The 12,532-nt window shown below is 70.5% G+C and carries 10 protein-coding genes and 1 tRNA gene; 2 read left to right on the top strand and 9 right to left on the bottom strand.

The features are described 5' to 3' along the window. Positions 1–61: 61 nt before the first annotated feature. Entirely contained in the window at positions 62–988 is a 927-nt protein-coding gene (locus tag HNR07_RS30940) for a proline dehydrogenase family protein (RefSeq protein WP_184369589.1), read from the bottom strand. Positions 989–1,190: 202 nt separating this feature from the next. Continuing rightward, entirely contained in the window at positions 1,191–2,816 is a 1,626-nt protein-coding gene (pruA, locus tag HNR07_RS30935) for an L-glutamate gamma-semialdehyde dehydrogenase (RefSeq protein ID WP_184369586.1), read from the bottom strand. A 221-nt stretch (positions 2,817–3,037) separates the two neighbouring features. Between pruA and HNR07_RS30930 the strand changes: the two genes are divergently transcribed. Beyond that, a complete protein-coding gene (locus tag HNR07_RS30930; RefSeq protein WP_184369583.1) occupies positions 3,038–4,846 on the top strand; it encodes a PucR family transcriptional regulator in 1,809 nt (602 codons plus the stop codon). Between the two features lie 60 nt (positions 4,847–4,906). Here the strand turns inward: HNR07_RS30930 and HNR07_RS30925 are convergent. The 7 genes from HNR07_RS30925 to HNR07_RS30895 form a co-directional block, all read right to left on the bottom strand. Then, positions 4,907–4,980: transfer RNA gene (locus tag HNR07_RS30925), tRNA-Leu, on the bottom strand. Between the two features lie 150 nt (positions 4,981–5,130). Then, on the bottom strand, positions 5,131–6,507 hold the full coding sequence (locus tag HNR07_RS30920) for an NAD(P)/FAD-dependent oxidoreductase (protein WP_184369581.1): 1,377 nt from the start codon (positions 6,505–6,507) through the stop codon (positions 5,131–5,133). A gap of 479 nt (positions 6,508–6,986) precedes the next feature. Next, complete coding sequence (locus HNR07_RS30915; RefSeq protein ID WP_184369578.1) at positions 6,987–7,985, bottom strand: Ppx/GppA phosphatase family protein; 999 nt, start codon at positions 7,983–7,985, stop codon at positions 6,987–6,989. Further along, positions 7,982–8,584 carry a DUF501 domain-containing protein gene (locus HNR07_RS30910; protein ID WP_184369575.1) on the bottom strand — a complete coding sequence of 201 codons (603 nt, stop codon included), beginning with the start codon at positions 8,582–8,584 and terminating at the stop codon, positions 7,982–7,984. The genes HNR07_RS30915 and HNR07_RS30910 overlap by 4 nt, the downstream gene beginning before the upstream one ends. A gap of 77 nt (positions 8,585–8,661) precedes the next feature. Further along, positions 8,662–9,036, bottom strand: a complete 375-nt coding sequence (locus HNR07_RS30905; protein ID WP_184372948.1) for an FtsB family cell division protein — start codon at positions 9,034–9,036, stop codon at positions 8,662–8,664. A gap of 177 nt (positions 9,037–9,213) precedes the next feature. Further along, positions 9,214–10,497: a phosphopyruvate hydratase gene (gene eno / locus HNR07_RS30900; protein ID WP_184369572.1), complete on the bottom strand. Its 1,284-nt coding sequence runs from the start codon at positions 10,495–10,497 to the stop codon at positions 9,214–9,216. 102 nt (positions 10,498–10,599) lie between these two features. Continuing rightward, positions 10,600–11,151 (bottom strand): TetR/AcrR family transcriptional regulator, encoded by a 552-nt coding sequence (locus tag HNR07_RS30895; protein WP_184369569.1) that lies wholly within the window; start codon positions 11,149–11,151, stop codon positions 10,600–10,602. A 141-nt stretch (positions 11,152–11,292) separates the two neighbouring features. On the opposite strand from HNR07_RS30895, the gene HNR07_RS30890 reads away from it, so the two are divergent. Beyond that, complete coding sequence (locus HNR07_RS30890) at positions 11,293–12,510, top strand: FAD-dependent monooxygenase (protein ID WP_184369566.1); 1,218 nt, start codon at positions 11,293–11,295, stop codon at positions 12,508–12,510. The last annotated feature ends 22 nt before the right edge of the window (positions 12,511–12,532 follow it).

Below are 12,532 nucleotides of genomic sequence, written 5' to 3'. Positions count from 1 at the left end.
GCCGCCCTCGGCTGCGAGTCGGCTGAGCGCTGGTTCGGCTGTGTGCTGGTCCGGCTGGGCTCTAGTTGCGGGTCACCAGGGACCGCGCGAGGAACAGCATGTTGGCCGGGCGCTCCGCCAGACGGCGCATGTAGTAGCCGTACCACTCGTCGCCGTAGGGGACGTAGACGCGCATGCGCTTGCCCTCGGCGGCCAGGCGGACCTGCTCGCCGTCCCGGATGCCGTAGAGCATCTGGTACTCGTAGTCGTCCGCGCCGCGGCCGTGGGCGGCGGCCAGCTCACCGGCGATGGCGATCATCCGCGGGTCGTGCGAGGCCACCATCGGGTAGCCGTCACCCTCCATGAGGACCTTCAGCGCGCGCACGTAGGCCTTGTCCACCTCGTGCTTGTCGCGGAAGGCCACGGACTCGGGCTCGTCGTAGGCCCCCTTGCACAGGCGCACCCGCGAACCCTCGCCGCTGAGGTCGCGGCAGTCGGCCTCGGTGCGGCGCAGGTAGGCCTGCAGGACCGCGCCCGTGGACGGGAAGTCCTGGCGCACCTCGCGCAGGATGGCCAGCGTGGAGTCGACGGTGGTGTGGTCCTCCATGTCGAAGGTCACCGTGGTGCCGACCGCCTTGGCTGCCTCGGCGATCCTGCGCGCGTTCTCCAACGCGATCTTCTCGCCGTCCGCGTTCAGGAACTGGCCGACGGCGGAGAGCTTGACCGAGACCTCGGCGCGGTCGCCCAGACCGGCCTCGCCCAGGGCGGCGAGCAGCTCCTGGTAGGCGGTCACGGTGCCGGCGGCCTGGGACAGGTCCGTGGTGTCCTCACCGAGGAAGTCCAGGGTGATGTAGCGGTCCCTGGCCAGCTCGTGGACGGCGGGCAGGGCCTCCTCCATGGTGGCGCCCGCGACGAAGCGGGAGACCATGGCCCGGGTCATGGGAGTGCGCTCGACGATCGTGCGGCAGGTCGTGGACCTGGCGGCGAGCAGCAGGGGCTTACGAAGCATGGTTACCTCGACGAAGACGTGCGCGAGCGGGTTGGGCTGGCGCGGACGATGAACGCGGCCGGTGTGCCGACCGCGCGGTGGGTTCCTCGGGGGGCGCGGGGCCCCGTTCCCCGGCGGCTCACTCGGCGCGGGCCGCCGGGGAACGGGCCCCGGGTGGCGGCGGACTCCCCTCAGGACGGAGAAGGGGGTACGCCGCCGGTGACTACCCCTGGTGGGGGTAGGAGGAGACCGTCGGCGCGACGAACGTCTCCTTGATGGCGCGCGGGCTGGCCCAGCGGGACAGGTTCTGGGCCGAACCCGCCTTGTCGTTGGTGCCGGAGGCGCGACCGCCGCCGAAGGGCTGCTGACCGACGATGGAGCCGGTCGGGCGGTCGTTGATGTAGAAGTTGCCGGCGGTGAAGCGCAGGGCCTCGGTCGCCTTGGCCACCGCGGCGCGGTCGTTGGCCAGGATGGCGCCGGTCAGGGCGTAGGCGGAGCCCTCGTCGACGATCTTCAGGACCGACTCGAAGTCGTCGTCCTCGTAGACGTGGACGGCGATGATCGGGCCGAAGTACTCCGTGCGGAACACGTCGTTGGTCGGGTCGGTGCCCTCGATGATGGTCGGGCGCACGAAGTAGCCGACCGAGTCGTCGGCGGTGCCGCCGGCGATGATCTGCAGGGTCGGGTCGGACTTGGCGTCCTCCAGGACCTTGGCCAGCTTGTCGAAGGAGCGGCGGTCGATGACGGCGCCGATGAAGTTCGACAGGTCGGTGACGTCGCCCATGGTCAGGGCCTCGGTCTCGGCGACCAGGTCGTCGCGCATCTTCTCCCACACCGAGCGGGCCACGAAGGCGCGCGAGGCGGCGGAGCACTTCTGGCCCTGGTACTCGAAGGCGCCGCGCACGATGGCGGTGCGCAGGATCTCCGGGTCGGCGGAGGAGTGGGCGACGATGAAGTCCTTGCCACCGGTCTCGCCCACGATGCGCGGGTAGGAGCGGTAGTTGGAGATGTTCTCGCCGACGCTCTTCCACAGGTGCTGGAAGGTCTTGGTGGAACCGGTGAAGTGCACACCGGCCAGCTCGGGGTCGTTCAGCGCGATGTCCGAGACGGCGAGGCCGTCACCGGTGACCATGTTGATGACGCCCGGGGGCATGCCGGCCTCCTCCAGGAGGCGCATGGTCAGCTCGGCGGCGAACTGCTGGGTGGGGGACGGCTTCCACACGACCACGTTGCCCATGAGGGCGGGGGCGGTGGACAGGTTGCCCGCGATGGCGGTGAAGTTGAAGGGGGTGATCGCGTAGACGAACCCCTCCAGCGGGCGCTGCTCCATGCGGTTCCACACGCCGCGCACGCTCAGGGGCTGCTGCTCCATGAGCTGCCGGGCGTAGGAGACGTTGAAGCGCCAGAAGTCGATGAGCTCACAGGCCGAGTCGATCTCCGCCTGCTGGACGGTCTTCGACTGGCCGAGCATGGTGGCGGCGTTGATCGTGGCGCGCCAGGGCCCGGCGAGCAGCTCGGCGGCGCGCAGGATGATCGCGGCGCGGTCGTCGAAGGACATGGCGCGCCAGGCGGGGGCGGCGGCCTTCGCGGCGGCGATGGCGTCGCGGGCGTCCTGGTGGGTGGCGTTGCGCATGGTGCCGAGGACGGCCGCGTGGTTGTGCGGCTGGACGGCGTCGATCGGGTCGCCGCCGCCCATCCGGCTCTCACCGTTGATGCGCATCGGCAGGTCGATGCTCTCGCGGCCGAGCTCCTCGAGCTTGGCGACGAGCTCGGCGCGCTCGGCGCTCCCGGGCGCGTAGGAGAGAACGGGTTCGTTCACCGGCAGCGGGACGTTGGTCACGGCGTCCATGGGCACCTCCCTGGAAAGAATGTCCCTGAACGAGCAGGGTTGGGCTGATTCAACGGTCTCAGAACGTGGACGTCCATACCTTGTGGGCCGGGCCACTCTTTGCCAGCCTTATTTGTTCACCTGGACAAACCGAGGCATACATGAACGCGCGCACCCCGGTTCCCCGCCCCCGCGACTCCAGTAATGTCAGTCCACGCACCCCACCGGCGAGGAACGACATCATGCCTGGTCAAGTAGGAACACATGGCGAAGAGAGCGCGGGCCTGCCGCTCCGCAGGCTGCTGCTGGCCCTCGGTGACCCGATCGTGGACGTGGCTGCGGCGCCCGACGGTCTCGATGTTCAGGTGGACAACGTCGTGATCATCGACCCCGAGGACCGGGTGGAGGCCCGCGAGGGTGACCTGGTCCTGCTGATCGGGGTTCGCGGCGGGGCGGCCCGGCGGCTGGTCCGGGTGCTGGCCGGGCAGGGCGCGGCGGCGGTCGCTGTCAAGGCCGGCGGGCACTCCCCCGCCGAGGAGACCATCCCGCCGTCCGGTGAGCACCGGGGCCGTTCCCCGCGTTCGGGAGCCGCGGACGAACTGCGGACACTGCGCGCCGAGGCCCAGGAGAGCGGGGTCGCGCTGCTGGCCGTGCGGCCCGAGGTGCGCTGGGACCAGCTCCAGTCGATCTGCCAGAACATCGTGGACGACGCCCGGCTGACCGCCTCGGAGGACCTGGGCGAGGCCAGCGGCGACCTGTTCTCCATGGCGCAGACCATCGCCCAGCTCACCGGCGGTCTGGTGAGCATCGAGGATTCGGCCAGCCGGGTGCTGGCCTACTCCAGCGGCGCCGAGGTGGACGAGCTGCGCCGCCTGTCCGTGCTGGGCCGCCAGGGCCCCGAGTCCTACCTCGCGCTGCTGCGGGAGTGGGGCGTGTTCACCAAGCTGCGCGCGGGCGAGGAGGTGGTGCGGATCGAGGAGCATCCCGAACTCGGCATCCGCCGCCGCCTGGCGGTGGGCATCCACGCCGGACGCCAGCCGCTGGGGGCGATCTGGGTGCAGGAGGGCTCCCAGCCGCTGGCCCGGCACGCGGAGGAGGCCCTGCTCGGCGCCGCCCGCACCACCGCGCTACAGATGATCCGCCAGCGCACCCAGGCCAGCGCCGGGCTGCGTCTGCGGGAGGACCTGCTGTCCAGCCTGTTGGAGGGACGCATCGACGCGGGCGCGCTCGCCGACACCGTGGAGGTGCACACCGAGCGGGCCGCGCTGGTGGTGGCCTTCTCGCTGAGCCAGCCCTCGGCCGGGTCGGCTGGCTCAGGTGGCTCGGGGGGTGGCTCGGAAACCGCGGAGGCGGAGGGCGCCGAGGCCGGGGAACGCCCGGACCGGCCGGTGCGCGAGCTGCGCCGCCGCCAGCTCATCGACCTGGTCTCCGTGCACGCGGCCGCCTACCGGCGCAGCTCCCTGGTGACCGAGCTCGACGGCCGCGTCTACGTGCTGCTGCCGGACCTGGCCCGCGCCCCGGGCGGGGACGGCTGGCGCGGGGTGGAGCAGTCGGTTCTGGCGCTGACCCGCAAGACCGTCGCGGCGGCCCGGGCCGCGCTGGGGCTGCGCGTGCAGGCAGCCGTGGGTTCGCTGGTGGAGCGGCTGGGCGACGTCCCCGAATCCCGCGCGGAGGCGGACCGGGTCCTGGACGCCATGGGCCGCGACCTGGACGGCGGCACCGACTGGGAGGTGGCGACCATCTCCGACGTGCGCTCCCGGGTACTGATCAGCGAGACCCTCGCCCACCTGAGGGCGGACCCGTCCCTGCGCGACCCCCGGGTGAGCCGCCTGATCGAGTACGACCAGGCGGGCGGCGCCGACCTCGTGCACTCGCTGCTGGCCTACCTGGAGGCCTTCGGCGACGCCCGCGCGGCGGCCGAGCGCCTGCACATCCACCCGAACACCCTGCGCTACCGCGTCCGCCGCGCGGCGGCCGTGAGCGGCATCGACCTGGGTGATCCGGGCGAGCGCCTGTTCACCCAGCTCCAACTGCTGATGGAACAGCACTGAGCCGGCAGCGGCTCCGGGCGTTCATGGTCGCCCGAAGGGGTCCGCAAGAGAAGAGCTGAGTACCCCCGGTCGGACTCGAACCGACACTTGTGACCCTTTTAGGGGGCCTGCCTCTTCCATTGGGCTACGAGGGCGTGCCCATCATACCGGCCGGGCCGATTGCCCACTTTGGTTCGGCTTGGCCGGATGGGGACACGAAACGGCCGGGTTCGGAGGGAACCCGGCCGTTTCGAGTACGTCATTCGTGCCGTGTCAGGGCGTGTCCTGCGAGATCGGGCAGAAGGTCAGCTGACCCGGCGCAGGCGGCCGTCCTCGACCTGGGGCTGGCTGGCCTCCTCGAAGGCCTGGCGCGGATCCGACATCTCCGGGAGCGCGGCGAAGTCGCGGCGCAGGAAGAAGGCGAGCGTCCAGTCCGAGAGGACCCGCAGCTTGCGGTTGAAGGTGGGCACCGCGAGCAGGTGGTAGGAGCGGTGCGCGTACCAGGCCAGACGGCCGTTCAGCTTGATCTTGCCGAACAGCTGGGCCGCGCCCTTGTGCACGCCCAGACCGGCGACCGCGCCGAGGTTCTTGTGCTTGTAGGCCTTGAGCTTGCCGTTGCGCAGCGTCGCGATGACGTTGTCGGCGAGCACCGGGGCCTGGCGGACGGCGTTCTGGGCGTTGGGCGGGTAGTAGCCGCCGTTGCCGTCGGGCACCTGGGCGTTGTCGCCACCGGCGAAGACGTTGTCCGTGCCGTTGACGGTGAGGTACTCGCTGGTGTCCACGTGGCCCTTGGGGCCCAGCGGCAGGTCGCTGGCGGAGACGACCGGGCTGGGCTTGACGCCCGCGGTCCACACCAGGGTGCCGGCGTCGAACTCGGCGCCGTCGCTGAGCTTGATGCGCTGGCCCACGGCGGACTCGAGGAAGGTCTTGAGGCGGACGTCGATGTCACGGCGGCGCAGCTGGTTGAGCGCCTTCTCGCCGACCTCCGGGCCGACCTCGGGCAGGATCTTGTCCGCGGCCTCGATGAGGTAGAACTTCACTTCGCTCTGCTCGATCGAGGGGTGGACGCGGACCGCGTCGCGGACCAGGTCCTCCAGCTCGGCGATGGCCTCGGCACCGGCGAACCCGCCGCCGACGAACACGAAGCTCAGCGCCTTGGCGCGCACGGCCTTGTCGTCGGTGGAGTCGGCGATGGTGAGCTGGTTGAGCACGTGGTTGCGCAGGTAGGCCGCCTCTTCGACGGTCTTGATACCGATGCCCCACTCGGCCAGGCCCGGGATGGGCAGGGTGCGCGAGACCGCGCCCGCCGCCATCACGAGGTAGTCGTAGCGGAGGGTCTGCGGCTCACCCACGTTGGGCTCGTAGCGGACCGTGTTGTCGGCGTGGTCGATGCGCACGACGCGGCCGCCCAGCACGCGGACCCGGTCGAAGACCTTCCGCAGCGGGACCACGACGTTGCGCGGCGAGATGTTGCCGGCCGCGGCCTCGGGCAGGAAGGGCTGGTAGGTCATGTAGGAGTTCGGGTCGATGACGGTGATGCGGGCTTCACCGGACCCGAGCTTCTTCTCCAGTCGCCTCGCGGTGTACATCCCGAGGTAACCGCCGCCGACGATGAGGATGTGCGGGATCTCCGCTTCGTCCCCGCCGCCGTGCACCAGCCGGTAGTTCCTGCTCTCGGTCATCGCATTTCCGCCCTAACGGTTAATCTGTGGCGCCCTTGCCTCAAGGGCCGCGAAGGCTGTCACGGTTCTTCGGTCGCCCGGCGCCGGTTGGCGCCGGGTCCCGCTGAGCCGTGGTTCTTACCCCGACTCTTTGGAAGGTTGCTTGTGCATTCTTTCACAAGCACCTCCCGACAGTGAAGGTTCACATCCGCCCACCTTCGAACCATCCCCGCGTGCAACGCGGAGACATTTTCGCAGGTCAGATGGGTTGTGAATGCATTCACAAGGGTCGAACGGGTGATGCGTCTCACCCGAGGACCCTGCTCCGAACCCCCGAAAGACCCCTCCGGGATGCCCGAAGTTCCCTTTCCAGGAGATGGAGCAATGATGAGCACCGATTTACTCCGGCTCACCCGGGTCACAGGAGTCACACGGGCGGGCACGGTCGGCGGGGTGCTTCCGATCGACCGGACCGCCCGGGTGTTCCAGGCCCTACCGGACTACTCCGGTGCGATGAGACTCCACGCGACACCGTCGAGGATGTCGTGCTCGCTCGCGGTGAAGTGGTCGGCGCCGGTGCGCGCCAGCACACGGGACAGCACCAGGGCGCCCGCCCCGATCACGTCCACGCGCCCCGGGTGCATCACACCGATCTCCGAGCGCTCCGCGTGCCGGGAGGCCAGCAGCTCGCCGGTGATCCGCTCCAGATCCTCGGCGGAGACCCGCGAGTGATGGATCCGCTCGGAGTCGTACTCGGGCAGGTCCAGCGCGATCCCGGCGACCGTGGTCGCGGTCCCGGCCACACACACCACCGAACCGGCCTCGCGCAGCGGGACGACCTTCTCCACCTCGTCCAGGGCGGCGTCGATGTCGGCCGTGGCCGCCTCGACCTGCTCCCTGGTCGGCGGGTCGGAGCGCAGATGGCGCTCGGTCATCCGCACACAGCCGATGTTCACCGACAGCGAGGCGCGCACCAGTTCCTCGTCCTCGGCCTCGCCCACGCCGCCCAGCACGAACTCCGTGGAGCCGCCGCCGATGTCGACCACCAGGAAGGGCGTGGTGAAGTCGCCGTCGGACTCGCCGTCGGCGGCCTGCGCCTCCAACTCGGCCGTGGCGCCCACGAAGGACAGCTCCGCCTCGTCCAGACCGGTGACCACCTCGGGCTCCACGCCCAGGATCTCGCGGACCCCGTCCACGAACTCCTGGCGGTTGCCGGCGTCCCTGGTCGCGCTGGTCGCGACCATGCGCACCGTGTCCGGGCCCAGCTCGATCCCGTGCGCCTCGATCGCCTCGGCGTAGCCGCGCAGCGCCTCGAAGGTCCGCTCCAGCGCCTGGGGGGCGAACGCGCCGCTCTCGTCGACGCCCTGGCCCAACCGCACGATCTCCATGCGCCGGTCGGCGTCCACCACCTGGACCTCGTCATCGCCCAGGAAGACGACGTCGGCGATCAGCAACCTGATCGAGTTGGTTCCGCAGTCGATCGCCGCGACACCGGTCATGAGGCGTTCGTCCCTTCAGTGCCCTCAGGTGCTTCGTCACCCTCGGGGGCTTCGTCGTCCACGCACACGCACGGGCCCTTGGCCCACCACTCGGGAAGCTCGGTCAGCGCCTCGGCACCGAACGGGTTGGTGCCCGGCACGGCCAGCTCGTGGCCGACCAGGGCGTGCAGGCACTTGACCCGGGTCGGCATGCCCCCGGTGCTCTGCATACCCTCGGGCAGCGGCTCCAGACCGTCGGCGCGCGCCTGCTCGGCCCGCTCGTCCAGGTAGGACTCGTGGGCCTTGGTGTAGGCGGCCCGGAGCTCGGGGTCCTCGCCCAGGCGCTCCTGCATCTGGCGCATCCGGCCCTCGTTCTCCATCCGGCCGATCGCCGAGGCGGCGCGCGGGCACGTCAGGTAGTACAGGGTCGGGAAAGGGGTGCCGTCCTCCAGGCGGGGAGCGGTCTTCACCACGTCGGGGAGACCGCAGGGGCAGCGGTGCGCGACGGCACGGACCCCGCGCGGTTGGCGGCCCAACTGGAGTTCGATCGCGGCGAGGTCCCGCTCGGAAGCGGGACCGCCGTCGGTGTGCCCCGGAACGGGCTGATCTGCGGAAGTCATGACCAGCCCAGCATAGTTGCAACAAGGAACCTCCTCACCCGTTGTCCACAGGCGGGAAGGGCCTCGGGCCCCGAGTCTCAGAGGCCGTCGTCGGGGCCGGGGCCGTCCGCCTCCTCCACCGAGCGCCACAGCTGGGTGAACCACGGCTCGGTGGGTTCGGCGGGGTCGGCCTCCGCCTCGGCCTCGGTCTCGGGCCGGATGACGATGTAGGCGGTCTCGTCGGGGTACTGGTAGTGCAGCCGGACCCTGGCCTCGCGCTCCACGTACTCCTCGTCGTTCAGCTCCTCCTCGCGCTCCCGCAGGTAGGCGACGTTCTCCTCCATACGGGCGCGCTCGTCCTGGAGCTGGGCGATCTGGGCCTGCTGCATCACGTACTCGCGCAGCGGATAGGCCAGGCTGAGCGCGATCGCGCACACCACCAGCGCGAGGATCGCCGCCCGGCTGGTGAGCATGGGCCGCACCCTGGAGGCGCGGCCCACACCGGAGTCCTTCTTGCCCGCCTTCACGCCCGCCTTGGCGGTACCTTTACCGGCACCGCCCCGGGCAGCGGCCTTCGCAGGCCTGTCGGCTTTGGTCGCCTTCTTGGCCTTTGTGGGCTGCTGCTTGGTTTCGCGGGACACTGGGGCAGACTAGCCGCGCTTGGCGAACCTCGGGAAGGCCGACACGCCCGCGTACACGGCCGCGTCGTCGAGCTCCTCCTCGATGCGCAGCAGCTGGTTGTACTTGGCGACCCGCTCGCTGCGCGCCGGGGCGCCGGTCTTGATCTGCCCGGCGTTGGTGGCCACCGCGATGTCGGCGATGGTCGTGTCCTCGGTCTCCCCGGAACGGTGGCTGATCATCGCCGTGTAACCGCTGCGCTGGGCGAGGGAGACCGCGTCCAGCGTCTCGGTGAGGGTGCCGATCTGGTTGACCTTCACCAACAGCGAGTTGGCGGTGTCGGCGAGGATGCCGCGCTGGAGCCGCTCGGGGTTGGTGACGAACAGGTCGTCACCGACCAGCTGGACCCTGTCGCCGAGCTGCTCGGTGAGCTTCTTCCAGCCGTCCCAGTCCTCCTCGTCGAGGGGGTCCTCGATGGAGACCAGCGGGTAGGCGTCGACGAGCTCCGCGTAGTAGGCGGCCATCTCCTCGGCGGTGCGGGTCTTGCCCTCGAAGGTGTAGACACCGTCGGCGAACAGCTCGCTGGCGGCCACGTCCAGGGCCAGGGCGATGTCGGTGCCGACCTGGTAACCGGCCTTCTCGATCGCCTCGACGATCAGGTCCAGGGCGGCGCGGTTGCTGTCCAGGTTGGGGGCGAAGCCGCCCTCGTCGCCGACGCCGGTGCCCAGGCCGTGCGACTTCAGCACGGACTTCAGGGAGTGGTAGACCTCGGTGCCCCAGCGGACGGCCTCGGAGAAGCTCGGGGCGCCGACGGGCGCGACCATGAACTCCTGGATGTCGACGTTGCTGTCGGCGTGCGCGCCGCCGTTGAGGATGTTCATCATCGGCACGGGCAGGACGTGCGCGTTGGGTCCGCCGATGTAGCGGAACAGCGGAAGGCCGGCCTCCTCGGCGGCGGCCTTGGCCACGGCCAGGGAGGTGCCCAGGATGGCGTTGGCGCCGATCCGGGACTTGTCCGGGGTCCCGTCCAGGTCGATGAGAGCGCGGTCGATGATGCGCTGCTCGTCGGGGGTGTGGCCGAGCAGCTCGTCCGCGATCTCGTCGTTGACCGCGGTGACGGCCTTGGTCACGCCCTTGCCGCCGTAGCGCTCGCCGCCGTCGCGCAGCTCGACCGCCTCGAACTGGCCGGTGGAGGCACCGCTGGGAACACCAGCGCGGGTGATGGTCCCGTCGTCGAGCAGAACCTCGACCTCGACTGTCGGGTTGCCCCGGGAATCAAGGATCTCCCGCGCCTGTACTGACTCGATGGACGCCACGATCTCTCCGTCTCTTAGGTGTCTGGGCCCACACTTTCCGGGCCCGGACACGAGACTAGCGACACCGGCCCCGATCGGTGGAGCCCACCCTCCCGGATTGGTCTAGTCCATACCGGACGTTCCGGCCCGCAGCGCCGCCAGGGCGATCTCCACGGCGGCCTCGCGGTGGGCCGCGGCGTCGCCGTACGGGAGTACGACCGCGATGTCCTGGATCCCGCCGAGGGCGACCACGGCGCCCATGCGGGCGGGGGTTCCCGGGTTTTCCCCGACCAGGGCGGCGTCGAGCCGACTGCGCCAGTCCATGACCAGCTCGACCAGACCGGCCTCGGTCAAGGAGCCCAGGTCGTTGAGCAGGGCGCGCATGAGCGTGCCGTGGCGCACACACAGGTCGAAGTAGGCGCCCAGGAGTTCGCGGGGATCGTCGACCGGACCGTCGAAGCGCCGGACCAGGTCCTCGGAGTCCTGGCGCAGCGGGTCGATCAGCGCACGGAGCAGGTCGCCCTTGGACGGGAAATGGTAGTAGAGCGCGGCCTTGGTGATCTCCAGGCGCTCGGCGATCTCCCGCAGGCTCGTCTTCTCGTAGCCCTTCTGCCCGAAGAGGTCCAGGGCCACCGCCCTGATCTCGGCCTTCGTGTCGCTCTGCGCCCTGGGCACCCGTGCCGCTCCCGCCTGTCACCGCTCCCGCCACTGCTGCGGCGAGCCTATCCCAAACTTTCCGACCGGTAACTTACTTGACGACCGGTAAGTAGCTTTTTACCGTGGAAGGCCCACGACACAAGGAGCTCTGACGGCCCCATGACAGCCGTTCGAACCGTCCTCGTCTCCGGCGCCGGCATCGCCGGGCCCGCCCTCGCCCACTGGCTCCACCGGTACGGCATCCGGGCCACCGTCGTCGAGAAGGCCCCCGCGCCGCGGAGGGGCGGCCACGCCATCGACATCCGCGGCACCGCCGTCGACGTCACCGAACGCATGGGCGCCCTGGACGCCGTCCGCGCCCACCTCACCGAGACCGGCCGGGCCCGCTTCGTGAGGGCCGACGGCCGCGTGCACGCCGACCTGGGCGCCGCCACGGACACCGGCCACGACCGCTCCCTGGAGATCGTGCGCGGCGACCTCACCCGCATCCTGCACGAATCCACCACCGACTACACCGAGTACCTCTACGAGGACTCCGTCACCGGGCTGGCGGAGACCCCCGACGGGGCGCGGGTCACTTTCCAACGCGCCGAACCGCGCGTGTTCGACCTGGTCGTGGGCGCCGACGGGCTGCACTCCAACACCCGGCGGCTGGCCTTCGGCCCCGAGGACACCTACGGTCGCTACCTGGGTGCCCTGATCAGCATCTTCACCGTTCCCAACCACCTCGGCCTGGACCGCGAGGCACGCCTGTACAACGAGCCCGGCAAGGGCGCCGGGATGATCCACTCCCCGCGCTTCGACGGCGCCAAGGCGTTCTTCCTCGTCCACGAGCGCGAGCTGAACGGAATCGACCGGGCCCCGGAGGAACAGCAGAAGGAGTTCCTGCGCGCACGCTTGGCCGGGGCGGGCTGGGAGTGCGACCGGATCCTGGCGGGGATGGCCCACACCCCGGACTTCTACTTCGATTCCGTCAAACAGATCCACATGGGCCGCTGGTCGCGGGGGCGGGTCACCCTGCTCGGGGACGCCGGGTACTGCCCCTCCCCCATGTCCGGCCAGGGCACCACCCTGGCCCTGGTCGGCGCGTACGTCCTGGCCCGGGAGCTGTCCCGGCACGAGGACCTCGCCCCCGCGCTCGACGCCTACGAAGGGCGGATGCGCCCCTACGTCAAGGCCAACCAGGACATCGCCGACCCGGGGATGGGCTTCCTCGCCCCGCGCACCCGGCTGGGTCTCGCCGCCCGCGACACCCTGCTGCGGTTCAGCGGGCTCCTGGCCCGGCTGTCCGGCCTGGACCAGCGGGTCGCCAGAGCGGCCGAGGGGTTCGATCTGGACGCTCCGCCGCCGAACCGGATGCAGGTGGACGTGAAATGAGCTGAAGTGAACACCAAGTCCG

Source organism: Nocardiopsis metallicus, from assembly GCF_014201115.1.
In the GTDB taxonomy this organism is placed as follows: Bacteria; Actinomycetota; Actinomycetes; order Streptosporangiales; family Streptosporangiaceae; genus Nocardiopsis; species Nocardiopsis metallicus.
The sequence above is the reverse complement of the archived record's forward strand: the minus strand, read 5'-3'. Positions and strand labels throughout refer to the sequence as shown.

Coding starts and splice junctions, on each gene's coding strand:
- HNR07_RS30915 (WP_184369578.1), bottom strand. CDS start 7,985: ATGACCGGTGTCGCGGCGATCGACTGCGGAACCAACTCGATCAGGTTG.
- HNR07_RS30910 (WP_184369575.1), bottom strand. CDS start 8,584: ATGACTTCCGCAGATCAGCCCGTTCCGGGGCACACCGACGGCGGTCCC.
- HNR07_RS30920 (WP_184369581.1), bottom strand. CDS start 6,507: ATGACCGAGAGCAGGAACTACCGGCTGGTGCACGGCGGCGGGGACGAA.
- HNR07_RS30940 (WP_184369589.1), bottom strand. CDS start 988: ATGCTTCGTAAGCCCCTGCTGCTCGCCGCCAGGTCCACGACCTGCCGC.
- HNR07_RS30890 (WP_184369566.1), top strand. CDS start 11,293: ATGACAGCCGTTCGAACCGTCCTCGTCTCCGGCGCCGGCATCGCCGGG.
- pruA (WP_184369586.1), bottom strand. CDS start 2,816: ATGGACGCCGTGACCAACGTCCCGCTGCCGGTGAACGAACCCGTTCTC.
- HNR07_RS30930 (WP_184369583.1), top strand. CDS start 3,038: ATGCCTGGTCAAGTAGGAACACATGGCGAAGAGAGCGCGGGCCTGCCG.
- HNR07_RS30905 (WP_184372948.1), bottom strand. CDS start 9,036: ATGCTCACCAGCCGGGCGGCGATCCTCGCGCTGGTGGTGTGCGCGATC.